Source organism: Pantoea sp. DY-17 (genome assembly GCF_019795975.1).
GTDB classification, from domain to species: domain Bacteria; phylum Pseudomonadota; class Gammaproteobacteria; order Enterobacterales; family Enterobacteriaceae; genus Pantoea; species Pantoea leporis.
The window spans coordinates 305138-320590 of the sequence record NZ_JAIMIG010000002.1; the positions used below are offsets into that span (position 1 = coordinate 305138).

Consider the following 15453-nt stretch of genomic DNA (forward strand, 5'->3'; position numbering starts at 1 on the left):
CCTTCTTTTCATTATGTGAGTTAAGCGTAAGAAATCGCGCAACAATAATATCTTCATTTCTTTGCACCGCTTCACTTAAATAAGCAAAACTCACGCTGGGCTTATTTTCTTTTCAGCTCAGCCATTTGCGCTAAGCCAAAGCGTGGTTATAATTTGAATTAGGTTCAACAGTCGATTTCCCTGGTTGCCTTAAATGGCGCCCCTATAACACGATTAACTTCTTTTATTTATTGCTATTTCCTGAATGTTATTCCGGGGGAACATCATGTCGCCATTTTCCAGCTTTTGGCAAGCCGGTTATGAGGGAGCGGATCATATCAATCCCTTCGGCGAGCGGCTTTCAATGAATGCGTTGACCGACCATTTATCGCAATACCATAACGATTACGCCGCGCTGCAGCAGTTTGGCATTACCTCCGCCCGCGAAAGTATTGGCTGGCGACTGGCGGAAATGGAACCGCAAACCACGCTCGAAAGTTTAAAAAAACGCATGAATTCGGCGCGCTCCTTTGGCGTGCAAATTAACTGGACCTTTTGCCATTACGGCTGGCCGGATGACTTAACCTTATTTTCCAGCGAATTTGTGCCGCGCTTCGCCGCTTTTTGTCAGCGCATGGCGGGCTTCCTCGCGGAATATTATGAAGACGCACCCATTTATTCGCCGATGAATGAAATCTCGTTTTTGGCGTGGGGAATTTCTGTCGGCCTGTTTGGTAATAATGCCCATACCGATCCCGATGAGATTAAACGTCAATTGATTCGCGCCACGCTGGCGGGTTGCGCCGCCATTCGCCTTGCAGATCCGCGTGCGCGTTTCCTGCACTGCGACCCGATTATTCACGTGGTGCCGGATGAAGACAGCGATGCGTGTCGGCAGCGCACCCGCGATATCAACGCTTCGCAATATCAGGCGTGGGACATGATCGCCGGTTTGCGCGAGCCGGAACTCGGCGGCAAACCGCACTATCTCGATGTGGTTGGCGCCAATTATTACCACGGCAATCAGTGGCTCACCGGGTCCGGCTGCCGACTGGAATGGCATCTGGGCGATGCGCGCCGCGTGCCGCTGCATCCGCTGCTGGCGCAGTTAACTGAGCGTTACCAACGGCCCATTTTGCTGGCGGAAACCAGCCACGTCGGCAGCGGACGCGCCGCCTGGATTTCACAAGTAACCGCAGATGTCGCGCAGGCACAGCTGAACGGCTGTGATATCCGCGGCATCTGTCTTTATCCGATTATCGATCGCCCACTTTGGGAAGATCTCGAACACTGGCCACGCAGCGGATTGTGGGATGTCGATCCTCACAAAAAGCGTCTGCTGAACCCGGTTTATGCCGCGTCATTACAGCAATCACAACGATTATTAGCCCGTTTTCAGGGTCTTATCACCGCGGCCAGCAGGCCAGAGGAAAGCGTCATGAAACAATCCGTATTAGTGGTATTCAGTCATTTACGTTGGGGATTTGTCTTTCAACGTCCACAGCATCTATTGTCGCGCCTTGCCCAATTCCACCGCATTGTGTTTATCGAAGAGCCGATTTATCAGCCCGGTGAAGCCGCGTTACGCCAATATCAGCCCGCACCAAACGTAACGGTGATCGAACCGCATACCGATGTGGCCGCGCCTGGCTTTCACGATAGCCAAATCGCCGTGCTGCAACCGCTGCTGGCTGAACTGCTTGCTGACGATGAAACGCCGATGGTGTGGTTTTATACGCCGATGGCGCTGCCGCTGCTGGCCTGCTTTACACCGAGCGCGATTATCTATGACTGCATGGATGAACTCTCCGCCTTTAACCAGGCGCCGCGCCAGCTTCAGCAGCGTGAATCGGCGCTGTTGAGCCGCGCCGATTTGGTGTTCACCGGCGGCACCAGCCTGTATGAAGCGAAGAAACATCGCCATCCGCAGGTTTTCTGCTGCCCAAGCAGCGTCGATGCGGGACATTTCGAACAGGCGCTGGACCGCACTAACAGTCATCCGCTGCAGGAAAACCTGCCAAAACCGCGCCTCGGCTATTACGGCGTAATTGATGAACGCCTCGATTTGACGCTGATTGCCGCGCTGGCCGATGCGCATCCCGACTGGCAGATCGTGATGGTCGGTCCGGTGGTGAAAATTGATGCCGCCAGCCTGCCCCAGCGCAGCAATCTGCACTGGTTCGGCCAGCAACCGTACGCCGCCTTGCCGCACTTTCTCGCCGGCTGGGATCTTTGCCTGATGCCGTTCGCGCTCAATGCTTCGACGCGCTTTATCAGTCCTACCAAAGTGCTGGAGTACATGGCAGCGCAACTGCCGATTGTCAGCACCGCGATTGCCGATGTGGCGCGACACTATGCCGACGTGGTGAGCATCGCCGACTCGCATCAGAGCTTTGTTCAGGCCTGTGAAGCGGCGCTCAGCATGCCGGTGGAAACCCGCTATCAGCTAGCGAAAAACATGGCGACACGCGTTGCGGAAACCTCGTGGGATCGCACTGTCGATGAGATGCAGGCGCATATCGTGGCGCTGACCCAACGTCAGATTTCCCATCCCGAAATAGCCGCCGCCCCTCCGCCCGCGCTGGCGCACAATACCGTTGCGTGCTTGATTTTGGGGGCCGGGCCAACGGGGTTGAGCGCCGGTTATCACTACGGCGCGGGCGCAGTGGTGCTGGAGAAAAATGCCACCGTGGGCGGCTGGTGCCGTTCGGTCGAGGATCAGGGATTCACCTTCGATCACGCCGGCCACATTATGTTCTCCAACGATCCTTACGTGTTGCGCCTGTACGATATCCTGCTGGGCGACAATCAGCACTGGCAAACGCGTGAAGCCTGGGTTTACAGCCATGATGTTTACACCCGCTATCCGTTTCAGTCGGCGCTGCATGGTTTGCCTGCCGAAGTGATTGGCGAGTGTGTGTTAGGCGCGATTGAAGCGCGCTATGCGTCGCCTCCCGCTTTACAGGCGGTGGCCACCGAGGCGCGGCGTGATTGCTGCGCCGATGGCGCCATCCCGGATGGTGAAAGCCTGGTTTGTCAGCCGGAGAGCGAAGATTTCGAAAGCTTTATTTTCCGTACCTGGGGCAAAGGCATCGCCCGCCATTTCGCCCTGCCGTATAACCAGAAACTGTGGAAAACCCCGCTGGTGAATATGGAAACCTCATGGCTCGGCGGACGCGTGCCGCTGCCCGATTTGGAGCAGATCATCTCCGGCGCGCTGGCGCCGCTGGATAAACCGGTCGGCCCCAATGCGCGCTTTGGCTATCCGCTGCGCGGCGGTTTTCAGGCGCTGATGGAAGGATTTCTGCCACATCTGAAGTGTACGCTGGAGATGGAAGCGGGCGTCAGCGAGATCCAGCCGCTGCAACGGCGCGTGCTGTTGAGTGATGGCCGACAGTTCCATTATGACCAGATGATCAGCACCTTGCCGCTGCCTGAGCTGGTGCGATTGATGGGTAATTTTGCACCGGAAGCGGTGCAGAAAGCGGCGAAGCAACTGCGTCATATCTCGGTGCGCTGCGTCAATCTGGGCATTGGCCGCGCCAATATCAGCGACAAACACTGGATTTACTATCCCGGCAACACGCTGTTCCACCGCATCTTTTTACAGGGCAACGCCAGCCCGCACTGCAATCCAGAAGGCGGTTTTGGCCTGACCTGCGAAATGACCTATCGCGACGATCAGCCGCTTCCTTGCGAAGGCGATGCGTTGATTGAACGCTGCATTGCGGATTGTATTCGGGTCGGCATCATCAATGCCGATGATGAGATCGTTACCGCCAGCGAAGTGGATATGCCGTACGCTTATGTGGTGTACGACCATCAACGCACCGCCAACGTCACGCTGATTCGTAGCTGGCTGGCGACGCAAGGCATCCATCTTTCCGGGCGCTACAGCGAGTGGGAATATTACAACTCGGACCACGCGTTCCTTGCCGGTAAACGTGCAGCGGAAACGGTGAAAGATTTGACCCATAACCGGAAAACCACGGCGTGAGATGAAAAAGCTAGTCAGTTAGGGTGAACGGGGCGGCATTCATGAATGGCGTCCCTACGATTGTCATCGTGATTTTCGTAGGGTGCGCATTCAGCTTTTTAACGCGGATCAATCAAATCCACTACCATCGACAGGATTTCATCCATGACGTGCGATTCAACTTTCGCGGCGAAACTTGCCTTCCGCGCGGTCAGGTCAAGAGAACGAAGTTGGTAGCACAACGCTACGCCAGTTACGCTGCCGGTATCCGTGCTGCTGCCATCCAGATACACCGCAACAGCCCTCGAGCGTGATGCGCCGCCACCGCTGGTTACCGGAATGCAAACCGCTGTCCCTAAAGCAGCGACGAGTTCCCGCCGTGAAATCACCAGATAATAATGCGGCCCTTTAAACTCCCTGCCTTCAACGGGATCACCGTTGACGTGCCAGATTTCACCTAACTGCGGAACTCTGCGCGATATCATCAGATAGCCTCCTTGCCCTGCGGTTTATCCTGCAAATCGTCGCTGACGGCTTCATTAAACTGGCGAATCTCTTCCTGATCAATGCCAGCTAACAGTTGGTCCATCGTTTTCCTGCCGCGTGCGAGCCGGTTAACAGGTTTGATGTTGATTGACTCGTCAGTTGCAGTGACATCTAGCTCAATCCCCACATGCCAACCCGCTTTGGTCGCGATGTCACTGGGAATCGTTAGCACAACGGCTCCGCCTTGCTGACGCAGTTTGGTTAAAGCCATACATCCTCCAAAGTGTAACTTTGTCACACTGAGTCTATCACTCGGTGAGACAAAGTCACACTTTGATTTATTGAGATGCGTCTGCTTTTAGGCAGGTGGAATAAACGCCTGTACCGGCGTCACTTCGCCGCGATATTTACGCACCTGCACGACGGTGATTTGTCCGCTGCAACCTTGTGCCAATGAAGACGTGCCGATATCTAGCGTCAACACATTGGGATTACCGTGACGGCACAGCGGACGCAGCGCGGTAGGATCGACCGGATCGTACCAGGCGCCGGTCGGCAACTGCACCACGCCGCGCATGATGGTTTCGGTGAGACGCGCACTGGCGAGCACGTGGCCGCGCGCGTTGTAGAGCTCGATAATATCGCCATCATTAATGCCTGACCCCGCCGCATCCGCCGGATGCAAACTGCACACTTCGCGGCCATGGCGTTTGCCGCTCAGGCTGTAATCACCAAAATCGAGCTGGCTGTGCAAACGCGTCGCCGGCTGATTGGCGATCAACCAAAACGGATGATCGGGATTCGGTTTCTGCTGCGGTTCACGCCACACCGGATGTCCCGGACAGTTTTCGTAGTTAAAGCTGGCGATGGTGGCAGAGAAAATTTCAATTTTCCCGCTCGGCGTCGGCAGCGGCGACGCTTCCGGGTTGGCGCGGAACGCGTTGATCATACGGCCGCCGTCTTTCAGCTGCGGCAACTCCAGCACGCCTTGTTGCCAAAACTTCTCGAAGTCGGGGATCTCAACCTGATGCGCCGCCAGCTTTTGCTGCAGCTGGGCGTAATGATGCTGCAACCAGCCGCGCGTATCGCGCCCTTCGGTGAAGGCCTCTTCGCGGCCTAAACGGCGCGCCAGCTCGGTGAAAATCGCGTAATCATCTTTGGCTTCACCGAACGGTTGCGCCACCGGTTGCATGGCAAACAAGTGGCGATCGGTGGGTGCGCCGCCAATGTCTTCGCGCTCCAGCGTCATGGTGGCGGGCAAAACGATATCGGCATGGCGCGCGCTGGCGGTCCAGGCGATCTCATGCACGATCAGCGTATCCAGCTGACAAAAAGCCTGACGCAAGCGCGCGAGATCCTGATGATGATGGAACGGATTGCCGCCGGCCCAATATGCCAGACGGATGTGCGGATAGGTTAAACGGCGGCCATTGTAATCAAACGGCTTGCCGGGATTGAGCAGCATATCGGAGATACGCGCCACCGGAATCAGACGATCGATACCGTTTTTACCCTGCGGTAGCGCCGGAAAACTCACCAGATTGTGATGCTTACCGTAATGGCCCAGCGCACCCAGCGCATAGGTGTAGCCGCCGCCCGGCAAGCCCGGCTGACCAAGTGCGGCCGCCAGCACCAATCCCAGCCACACCGGCTGTTCGCCGTTTTCGGCGCGCTGCAAGGCATGCGCCACCGTCACCAGCACGCGTTTGCCTTGCAGCTGGCGAGCAAAATCGCTGATGAACGCAGCACTCACGCCGCAAATTTCTGCTGCCCACGCCGCATCGCGCGGCGTGCCATCCTCTTCGCCACGAATGTAGGCCGCCATTTCTGGCCAGCCCACGGTGTAGCGCGCGAGGAAAGCCTCATCGGTCAGCTGTTCAGCGATCAATACCGATAACACGCCGAGGATGAAGGCCGCGTCAGTGCCCGGACGCAGCGCCAGCCATTCGCCCTGCGCTTCTTCAGGGAGATCGCTTTGCAGCGGGCTGACCGAGATAAAGCGAGTGCCGCGCTCAGCCGCCTGCTGCATAAAGCCGCGCTCGGTGTGTTCGCTCAAACCGCCGCTGGCGACCTGCGAGTTTTTCAGCGCCAAACCGCCAAATGCCAACACGATGTCGCTGTGCTGGGCGATCTCTTCCCAACTGACGCCGCGACGGGCAATTTCATTCATGTCGCCGACGATATGCGGCAGCAACACCGACGCGGAGCCGGAACTGTAGCTGTTGACTGAACGCACGTAGCCGCCGAGCGTGGTGTTGAGGAAGCGATGCACCTGACTTTGCGCGTGGTGGAAGCGCCCCGCGCTTGACCAGCCGTAAGAGCCGCCGAAGATGCCTTCCGGGCCGTACTTATCGCCGACGCGTTGCAGTTCGCGCGTGACCAGCGCGTAAGCTTCATCCCAGCTCACCGCGACGTACTCATCGTTGCCACGACGATCGTCCGCGCCCGGGCCGTTCTCCAGCCAGCCACGGCGCACCATCGGACGGGATACGCGCGCCGGATGGTTTAACGCAGTGTGGAAATTTTGCAGCAGCGGGCTGGGATCGGGATCGCCCTTGAACGGTTCGATGGTGAGCCGATCGCCCTGTTGCTGGGCATGAAAAGCGCCCCAATGGGCGCTGTGCATTACCGGTTTTTGCGTCATCACTGTTCCTGGCATCAAAAAAGAAAAACGGTGCCTAAAGCACCGTTGCAATAAAGTTTCTTACGCGCCCGTTTTCCGGGTCGTCGAGCACTTGCTGGGTTGGCCCCGCCGCCACGATTTTGCCGCTTTCCATAAACACAATGTTGTCAGCAACCTCGCGCGCAAAACCAATCTCATGCGTCACCACCACCATGGTGATGCCGGAGTGCGCCAGCTGTTTGATCACCTGCAGCACTTCGCCAACCAGTTCGGGATCGAGCGCTGAAGTGGGTTCATCAAACAGCATTACGCCGGGATCCATCGCCAGCGCGCGGGCAATCGCCACACGTTGCTGCTGTCCTCCGGAGAGATTCTGCGGCCACTCATCTTCGCGGCCAGACAAACCCACTTGCTTCAGCAGCGACAGTGCTTTGCTGGTCGCCTGCTGACGACTCTGCTTCTTGACGCGCATCGGCGCATCAACGATGTTTTGCAACACGGTACGGTGAGGGAACAGGTTGAATTGCTGGAACACCATGCCGATTTCGGCACGCTGACGCGCAACTTCACCGCTGCTTAACTCGTGCAGCGCCTGGCCTTTCTGCTTGTAGCCGATGATCTCGCCGCCGATGCGAATGGTGCCGCCATCCAGTTTTTCCAGGTGGTTTATGCAGCGCAGCAGCGTGGATTTCCCCGAACCCGACGGCCCAAGGATTACCGTGACTGAACCGGCGGGAATATCCAGATTTACTTCATCCAGAATGGTGACGCCAGAGAAGCGCTTAGTGACTTTACGTAAGGCGATCGCTTCACCCATTGCTGACGCTCCTTTCTGCTTTTGGCGCTGAGAAGCCCGGCAACGATTTCAACAGGCTGCGTTTTTCCCGGCGCGAAACGCCACGGCCAAAATAGCGTTCCACATAGAACTGACCCACCGACAGCACCGAAGTCATCAGCAGATACCACAAGGTAGCCACCAGCAGCAGCGGAATCACTTCATAGGTGCGCTGGTAAATAATCTGCGCCGAGAACAGCACGTCCTGCAGCGAGATCACTGAGACCACCGCCGTGGTTTTCAGCTGACCAATGATTTCGTTGCCGGCGGGCGGCATGATGGCGCGCATCGCCTGCGGCAGCACGGTGTGACGGAAAATCTGCGAAGGGCGATAGCCGAGCGCACGCGCGGCTTCCAGCTGGCCGTTGCCGACGCTTTGGATACCCGCACGCACAATTTCGGCGGCATAGGCAGATTGGTGCATCACCAGCGCGATCACTGCCGCACTAAATGGGCTCACCAGCGCGTTCGATTGCGTGCTCCAGATTTCGCCGAGGCCCGGAATCGACAGAGCGATGGTGGGATAAAGCGCCGCGATGTTGTACCACAGGAACAGTTGCACCAACATCGGTACACCACGGAAGAACCAGGTGTAGAACCAGCTCACGCCCACCAGCACCGGATTGGAGGAGAGGCGCATCAGCGCCAGCACCGTACCGAAGGCAAAACCCAGCACCACAGAGATCGCGGTAAGCTGCAGCGTCATTAATACGCCTTGCAGGATCGATTCGCCGGTAAAGTTCTCCGCAATCACGCTCCATTCGAAGCGTGGATTGTTAATCATCGAGTTCGCCATCGCCACCACGCACAACAACACGACCAGCGCACTCAGCCAGCGTCCGTAGTAACGTTTGCCGACGATTTTCAAATCGCCGGTGTGGTCGTGAATGTCACTCATTGAAAGATTTCCTGATTGCGTTTGGCTTGTTTAACAGCACCAAAGCCGATGCCCCAGTTGTCGAGGATCTTGTTGTAGCTGCCATCTTTGATCAGCGAGTTAAGCGCGGCCTGTACGGCGGGCTCCAGCGCAGAATCTTTCGGGAAAGCGACGGAAACGGGTGCGTCATGTACGGTGATCTCACCGCTCATGGTCAGCGGTTTAATCACCTTCACCTGCCACAGCAAACCTTCATACGGGCCGAGGAACATTGGCACGCGACCGCTTACCACCGCCTGCACGCCGGCTGGACGATCCGGGAAGACAGAGACTTTGATTGGCTTTTTACCCGCCGCTTCACAGGCTTTGCTGGCGTCTTCAAGACGCGTAACCTGGGTGGTACCGGAACCGGCGCCCACTTCTTTACCACAGACATCGGCCAGCTCTTTGAATGGCGCGATGTTGGCATCTTTACGCGAGATAATGCCGAGGCGGCTGGCATCGTAATAACCCACGAAGTCGATGATTTTGGCACGCGCTGGCGTGGCGTTGATATTGGAGAGCGCCACATCGTAACGACCGGTTTTCAGGCCTGGAATGATGTTGTCGAAACCGCCGGTGTCGCGCCACTGAACCTGGATTCCCAGACGCTCGCCCACGGCATTCATGATATCGATTTCACGGCCGGCCAGCGTTTTGTTGTCTTCTTTATAGAAGGTGGTTGGCGGGGTGTTGGGGTTGGTTCCGGCAACAATGTAGCCACGTTTCACCACATCCGCAGGCAGCAGGCTTTTCAGCGCAGGATCGGCCTTCACGTGGATTGAGCTGTCAGTTGGGACGTTTTCATCGGCGGCGAACGCGGTGTGTGCACTCAGCGCGAGCGCAAGAAGAGTCATGCCTTTGGCGAATTTCACTGGAACCTTTCTCCTGATTTATAAAAAGTTTCCCCACAGGGAAAAGGCGTTGAGGTAGCGATGGTTTTGTCTCCTGACTCACCTCGCGCGAGCGGCGTGCGGTGAGTGGAATTGTCATCCTCATTTACCCTAAATAATTCCAGCTGCAACAAGGCGGCAAGTGTGTGAATCCCCGGGAGCTTACTTAAGTAAGTGACTGGGGTGAACACGCGGAGCCAACGCAGTTGCGGCTGAAATTATGACGGGTATTTACGTCCCGATTAGCATTCTCTGGAAGATAGATAACAATCACAAATGCGAAAAAAACATATCTATTGCCGAAATATGGCAATAGCCGCAAGCACGGTTGCAAGGCGGGATTTCCGCCCCAGATTTGGCACGTAAGACTCAGCAGAATTCAGAATATGCTAGTGAATCAATAGCCTGCTTATCCAGTATTTATCGACACATTTCTTCTTACTCATAACGGTTTCTTCTAAGCAAATGAGAAATTCCCCTCCTCGCAACTTACACCCCGCAACCGAACAACCTTTGTAAAGGTTTGTATTATCAGGCCTGTTGCCGGCTGGCTGAATAGACAATGAGAACCGTTATCATTATCATGCGCATTTACTTACAATTGTTAACGTTACAGGGAGAAAACTTAAGTGAATGTAACCATGCGTGGCAAAAAGCGTCCAATTGCGCTTTTTTTAGCGGGAATGCTAACGTCGCCTGCCTTTGCAGCTGAAACCACCGAAAAGCTGGCTGACGATGAATCAATGATCGTCACCGCCGAGCAGGAGCTCAAACAGCAACCGGGCGTGTCCACCATCACCGCTGAAGACATCAAAAAAAATCCCCCTGTTAACGATCTCTCCGACATCATTCGCAAAATGCCCGGCGTAAACCTTACCGGTAACGGCGCCAGCGGCAGCCGCGGCAATAACCGGCAAATCGATATCCGTGGCATGGGCCCGGAAAACACCCTGGTGATGATCGATGGCGTGCCGGTTTCCTCTCGTAACTCGGTGCGCTACAGCTGGCGCGGCGAGCGTGATTCACGCGGCGATACCAACTGGGTGCCAGCTGAAATGGTTGAGCGCATTGAAGTGATTCGAGGCCCGGCCGCTGCTCGATACGGTTCTGGCGCGGCGGGCGGCGTGGTGAACATCATTACCAAGCGTCCCACCAACGACTGGCACGGCTCGCTGTCGCTCTATACCAGCCAGCCGGAAAATAGCAAAGAAGGCGATACCCGACGCGCTAACTTCAATCTCAGCGGCCCGCTGGCCGGTGATGCGTTGACGATGCGCCTGTACGGCAACCTCAACCGCACCGATGCCGATGCGTTCGATATCAACACCGCAGAAAACGGTTCATACGCGGCGGGCCGTGAAGGCGTGCGCAACAAAGACATCAATACCGTGCTGTCGTGGAAAATCACGCCGCTGCAAATCATCGACTTCTCCTGGGGCTACAGCCGTCAGGGCAATATTTATGCCGGTGACACGCAGAACAGTAACAGCAACGCCAGCACCGACGGTTTAGTGGAGTCGCTGTACGGTGATGAAACTAACCGCATGTATCGCCAGAGCTACGGCATCGCGCACAACGGTATCTGGGATTGGGGAACCTCGAAGCTTAATTTCAACTACGAGAAAACCAATAACACCCGCCTGCAGGAAGGCACTGCCGGGCGTACTGAAGGAATGATCAACAGCGATACGTACGCCACCAGCCGCCTGGAAAGCTATCGCGCGGGCGGAGAGATCAACTTCCCGCTGCAGCTGCTGGTCGATCAAACCGTGACGCTGGGCGCGGAGTGGAACCGCGATGAGCTGAACGATCCAGCATCAATGCTTGCGGCCAGCGCGACCGGCGTGAATTTGCCAGGCAGTTCTGGCGATCCATCGCAGCGCAGCAGTCAGAACAGCGCCACCATCAGTTCACTGTTCTTCGAAGACAACATTGCCGCTACCGATAGTACCGAAGTGATTCCTGGCCTGCGCTTTGATTATCACGATCAGTTTGGCGCCAACTGGAGCCCAAGCCTGAACCTCTCGCAAGGTCTGGGCGACTATTTCACCCTGAAGGCCGGTGTTGCACGGGTGTTTAAAGCGCCAAACCTGTATCAGTCAACGCCGGGTTATCTGCTCTCCACGCGTGGCAACGGCTGCCCGATTGGGCTCAGCCAATGTTATCTGCTGGGGAACAACGATCTTGATGCAGAAACCAGCGTCAACAAAGAGATTGGACTGGAGTTCAGCAACCAGGGCTACGTCGCGGGCATCACCTGGTTCCGCAATGACTACAAGAACAAGATTGTGTCGGGCACCGAGCCGGTTTATTCCAGCACTCGCCCGGTTTACAACGTGCTGCGCTGGGAAAACGGCGGCAAAGCGATTGTGGAAGGACTGGAAGGAAATCTGACTATTCCTTTGATCGCTGATACGCTGGAATGGCGCTCCAACGCCACCTACATGTTCCGCTCCGAGAGCAAGAAAACCGGCAATCCGCTGTCGGTGATCCCGGAATTCACCATCAACTCGCAGCTGGAGTGGCAGGCGACGCAGGATCTCAGCGCCAACATCAACTGGACGCAGTATGGCCGCCAGAAACCGCGTCAAAATGTTGAGACCAATATCGATACCTCGAGCATGACGACGCAGGAAATCAGCCCGTATTCGGTGTTTGGTTTGAACGTCAATTACGACATCAGCAAAAACCTGCGCGCCAATGCCGGTATCAATAACCTGTTTGATAAACGCATTTACCGCGAAAATTCGGGTGCTTCGACCTATAACGAACCGGGCCGCGCCTATTATGCCGGTGTGACGATGTCGTTTTGATTGAGCGGTTTTTAGTCGCCAGACATGGCGACCTGACGTTTAATTAAAAAACTCACCCAACGCCTCTGCCAGCGCCTGCGGTTGCTCATCCGGAATGAAGTGACCGCAGTGCGCGATCTTAATTCCCGTCACATCCGCAGCGAATTCACGCAATGGTAAGGCCATATCCGGAATCGAACCCTGATCGGCGCTGATCGCCAGTAACGGCAACGCTAATTTGCCGCGTTTTTTCAGCAACGCACGGTTTTGCGCCGCCGAAACCGTCACTTCACGATAAGTCGCCATTCCGGCGCGTATCGCGCCCTTCTGCTGTAACAAACGGGTATATTCCGCCATGTCCTCATCGCCAAACACCATCGGACTGGCCGCTTTGCGTTTCAGGAACCATTCGAGATAGATCGCTTCGCGCCCTTCTATCAGCGCCTCCGGCAAATCCGGTAATAGATGAAACGCGAAGTGCCAGGTTTTCCACGCTTTATCCGGCGTCGCGGGCAGCGATTCTGGCAACGTCACGCCAGGAATACCGGCATCAAGCAGCGCCAATTTCTTCACCTGATCGCTAAACAGCGTGGCATACGGCCAGGCAACCCACGCGCCGACGTCGTGCGCGGCGAGGTAATAGCTTTCATGACCCAATTGCTGCATCAAGCCCTGTACATTCTGCGCCAGCGATGTGGTGTCGTAGCCGCTGAGCGGTTTATCCGAGTCGCCCTGACCGGGTAAATCCGGCGCGATAATGAAATAGCGATCGCCCAGCAGCGCCATCACCTGGCGCCAGGCGAACCAGCTTTGTGGAAATCCCGCCAGCAGCAGCAACGTTTCTCCATTTGCATTGCCGCCGCTGACGTAGTGCAAACGCACGCCGTCTACCGTGGCGTAATGATGGGAAAATCCGTCTAACGCGTTGAATGGCTGCGTCCAGCCCTGTGCATGTTTGATAACTGATGCTGACATTTTCGCTCTCCGCGCACTTAGGAAATGATCAATTCCTAAATACTACCTGATGATTGCGCTGCCTGGGAATATTTCTGCAAAGCGGTAATCAGTCGCCGTTAATAGCGGCCCGACGGAGCGGGTTATTTGCTATTCTGTGCGCGACTCTTTCTTAACAATTGTGAAACTTATGCGAACATCGGATTTGTTGCGGCTGCTGCTTTTAGCCGGTATTTGGGGTGCCAGTTTTCTTTTTATGCGCATTGCGGTACCGGCGCTGGGCGCGGTGAACACCGCGTTTTTACGCGTGTTTTGCGGCATGTTGGGTTTACTGATCATCATGGCGATGATGCGCATTCCACGCCGCTTTGAGGGCAAATTAGGTTGGGCGATGCTGCTGGGCGTTATCAACTCAGCGATTCCGTTCCTGATGTATTGTCTGGCGGCGCGCGTGCTACCGGCGGGCTATTCCGCAATTCTTAACGCCACCACACCGTTGATGGGCGTAATCATTGGTGCGGCGTTTTTCGATGAAAAACTGACGATCACCAAAGTTCTCGGCATGATAGCCGGATTCAGCGGCATCATTGTCATCAGCACCACCGGCGAAGCGCATCTGAGCAGCACTTTAATCGGAGGGATTTTGGCTTGCCTGGTCGCCACCGCCTGTTATGGATTTGCCGGTTTCCTGACCAAGCGCTGGATTGGTGCACGCGGCGGACTGGATGCCACCAAAGTGGCTTTTGGCAGCCAATTGGGTGCATCGCTGTTTTTACTGCCGGTCTTTGCCTTTAGTGCACCGCAAACGCCCGCCAGCAGCTGGCAAATCCCGGAAGTGTGGGCTTCTATTTTGGCGATTGGGTTTATCTGTACCGCGCTGGCCTACATTATTTATTTCCGCCTGCTGGCCGATATTGGCCCGCTGCGCACGCTGACCGTCACTTTTATGATTCCGCCGTTCGGGATTTTGTGGGGCTGGTTAGTGTTGGGCGAGCAAATCAATCAGGGCTTTATCGGCGGTTCGCTGCTGATTGTCTGCGCGGTGTGGCTGGTGACCAGCAACGGCTTTGGCAAACGCGGCGCTGTAAACAGCAGCGCCAGCAAATAGCGTTACTTTTTGCCGGATGGCTTCAACGATCGATTGAGATCCTGAATACGCTTCATGGTTTTTACCGTACGCGATGAGGTCGCGGAAGCCACCGACAATATCAACATCTCCAGACACACCAACACCGTTCCGTGCAGCGGCATGCGACCATTCTCGCCGCCGCGCGGCACGTTAATAATGACATCCGCCTGTTTAGCGAAAGCCGAATCAAGCGCATTTGTAAGCAAAATCACCGGCATGCCGAGACGCTTCGCCTCTTTCAGCGTGGTCATGCCTTCACGGTGCGCCGACTTCTGCGCCATCATAATCAGCACATCGCCGCGTTGCAGCCCAATCAGCTGTTCCGCCAGCGCAATCCCAGAGCGATTGAGCGTTACCGCCGGAATACCAATGCGCGTGAACAGACGCGCGCTGTAATCCGCCAAAATCCCGGAGGCATTAATGCCAAATAGCGCCACCTGACGCGCGTCAATCAAGTGCGTTACCGCTTTGGCGACGGCTTCACGATTGTGCGGTTCGGACAGCGCATCGCAGGCATGTTTATGGCCGCTCAACACAAAATCGATGCCGGAATTGATATCGCACGACAGTTCGCTGACGGTGGCGCTCATCTTCTCTTCAGAGTTCATCGCCGGTCCAAACCAGGCGTTCAACGTGGTTTTTAAATCGCGCAAACCGGCAAAACCTAATGCCTGCACCGCGCGCACCACTGTCGCATCCGAGGTGTTAGTGGCCCTGGCAATTTCCAGCGCCGTGGCATCCAACACCACCTCGCGATGGTCGTGGATGTAACGCGCCACCGCTTGCAGACCGGATGATAATGTCGGTGCGCGTAACCGATAGCGTTCACCCAGCACATCCACACGACTTTTAATGCTATTTCGACTCATC

At 56.0% G+C, this 15453-nt stretch carries 11 protein-coding genes; 3 read left to right on the forward strand and 8 right to left on the reverse strand.

From position 1 onward, the window contains the following. Positions 1-265 precede the first annotated feature (265 nt). Entirely contained in the window at positions 266-3976 is a 3711-nt protein-coding gene (locus K5Y33_RS11895; RefSeq protein WP_222234046.1) for an FAD-dependent oxidoreductase, read from the forward strand. Between the two features lie 98 nt (positions 3977-4074). Here the strand turns inward: K5Y33_RS11895 and K5Y33_RS11900 are convergent, their stop codons facing one another. The 6 genes from K5Y33_RS11900 to K5Y33_RS11925 form a co-directional block, all read right to left on the reverse strand. Continuing rightward, positions 4075-4440, reverse strand: a complete 366-nt coding sequence (locus tag K5Y33_RS11900; RefSeq protein ID WP_222234047.1) for a type II toxin-antitoxin system PemK/MazF family toxin — start codon at positions 4438-4440, stop codon at positions 4075-4077. Continuing rightward, positions 4440-4712, reverse strand: coding sequence for an antitoxin (locus K5Y33_RS11905; RefSeq protein WP_110867195.1), 273 nt, complete (start codon positions 4710-4712; stop codon positions 4440-4442). The genes K5Y33_RS11900 and K5Y33_RS11905 overlap by 1 nt, the downstream gene beginning before the upstream one ends. An 87-nt stretch (positions 4713-4799) precedes the next feature. Then, positions 4800-7085 (reverse strand): molybdopterin-dependent oxidoreductase, encoded by a 2286-nt coding sequence (locus tag K5Y33_RS11910; RefSeq protein WP_222234048.1) that lies wholly within the window; start codon positions 7083-7085, stop codon positions 4800-4802. Positions 7086-7119: 34 nt separating this feature from the next. After that, on the reverse strand, positions 7120-7881 hold the full coding sequence (locus K5Y33_RS11915; RefSeq protein ID WP_137387006.1) for an amino acid ABC transporter ATP-binding protein: 762 nt from the start codon (positions 7879-7881) through the stop codon (positions 7120-7122). Next, positions 7874-8797: an amino acid ABC transporter permease gene (locus K5Y33_RS11920; protein WP_110867192.1), complete on the reverse strand. Its 924-nt coding sequence runs from the start codon at positions 8795-8797 to the stop codon at positions 7874-7876. The genes K5Y33_RS11915 and K5Y33_RS11920 overlap by 8 nt, the downstream gene beginning before the upstream one ends. Then, on the reverse strand, positions 8794-9690 hold the full coding sequence (locus tag K5Y33_RS11925; protein WP_222234049.1) for an ABC transporter substrate-binding protein: 897 nt from the start codon (positions 9688-9690) through the stop codon (positions 8794-8796). Before K5Y33_RS11925 ends, K5Y33_RS11920 begins: the two co-directional genes overlap by 4 nt. A 659-nt stretch (positions 9691-10349) precedes the next feature. Between K5Y33_RS11925 and K5Y33_RS11930 the strand changes: the two genes are divergently transcribed. Further along, on the forward strand, positions 10350-12521 hold the full coding sequence (locus tag K5Y33_RS11930) for a TonB-dependent siderophore receptor (protein ID WP_222234337.1): 2172 nt from the start codon (positions 10350-10352) through the stop codon (positions 12519-12521). 39 nt (positions 12522-12560) lie between these two features. Here the strand turns inward: K5Y33_RS11930 and K5Y33_RS11935 are convergent, their stop codons facing one another. Continuing rightward, the gene (locus K5Y33_RS11935; RefSeq protein ID WP_222234050.1) at positions 12561-13475 is read right to left on the reverse strand and encodes an alpha/beta fold hydrolase; all 915 of its coding nucleotides are present in this window, start codon (positions 13473-13475) and stop codon (positions 12561-12563) included. Between the two features lie 169 nt (positions 13476-13644). On the opposite strand from K5Y33_RS11935, the gene K5Y33_RS11940 reads away from it, so the two are divergent. Then, a complete protein-coding gene (locus K5Y33_RS11940; RefSeq protein ID WP_222234051.1) occupies positions 13645-14562 on the forward strand; it encodes a DMT family transporter in 918 nt (305 codons plus the stop codon). Positions 14563-14564: 2 nt separating this feature from the next. Here the strand turns inward: K5Y33_RS11940 and K5Y33_RS11945 are convergent, their stop codons facing one another. Further along, positions 14565-15452, reverse strand: a complete 888-nt coding sequence (locus K5Y33_RS11945) for a MurR/RpiR family transcriptional regulator (RefSeq protein WP_222234052.1) — start codon at positions 15450-15452, stop codon at positions 14565-14567. Position 15453: the final 1 nt, after the last annotated feature.

What these genes read in the sequence shown, in the direction of transcription:
- K5Y33_RS11895 (WP_222234046.1), top strand. Translation starts at nt 266, where the DNA reads ATGTCGCCATTTTCCAGCTTTTGGCAAGCCGGTTATGAGGGAGCGGAT.
- K5Y33_RS11900 (WP_222234047.1), bottom strand. Translation starts at nt 4,440, where the DNA reads ATGATATCGCGCAGAGTTCCGCAGTTAGGTGAAATCTGGCACGTCAAC.
- K5Y33_RS11905 (WP_110867195.1), bottom strand. Translation starts at nt 4,712, where the DNA reads ATGGCTTTAACCAAACTGCGTCAGCAAGGCGGAGCCGTTGTGCTAACG.
- K5Y33_RS11910 (WP_222234048.1), bottom strand. Translation starts at nt 7,085, where the DNA reads ATGACGCAAAAACCGGTAATGCACAGCGCCCATTGGGGCGCTTTTCAT.
- K5Y33_RS11915 (WP_137387006.1), bottom strand. Translation starts at nt 7,881, where the DNA reads ATGGGTGAAGCGATCGCCTTACGTAAAGTCACTAAGCGCTTCTCTGGC.
- K5Y33_RS11920 (WP_110867192.1), bottom strand. Translation starts at nt 8,797, where the DNA reads ATGAGTGACATTCACGACCACACCGGCGATTTGAAAATCGTCGGCAAA.
- K5Y33_RS11930 (WP_222234337.1), top strand. Translation starts at nt 10,350, where the DNA reads ATGCGTGGCAAAAAGCGTCCAATTGCGCTTTTTTTAGCGGGAATGCTA.
- K5Y33_RS11935 (WP_222234050.1), bottom strand. Translation starts at nt 13,475, where the DNA reads ATGTCAGCATCAGTTATCAAACATGCACAGGGCTGGACGCAGCCATTC.
- K5Y33_RS11940 (WP_222234051.1), top strand. Translation starts at nt 13,645, where the DNA reads ATGCGAACATCGGATTTGTTGCGGCTGCTGCTTTTAGCCGGTATTTGG.
- K5Y33_RS11945 (WP_222234052.1), bottom strand. Translation starts at nt 15,452, where the DNA reads ATGAGTCGAAATAGCATTAAAAGTCGTGTGGATGTGCTGGGTGAACGC.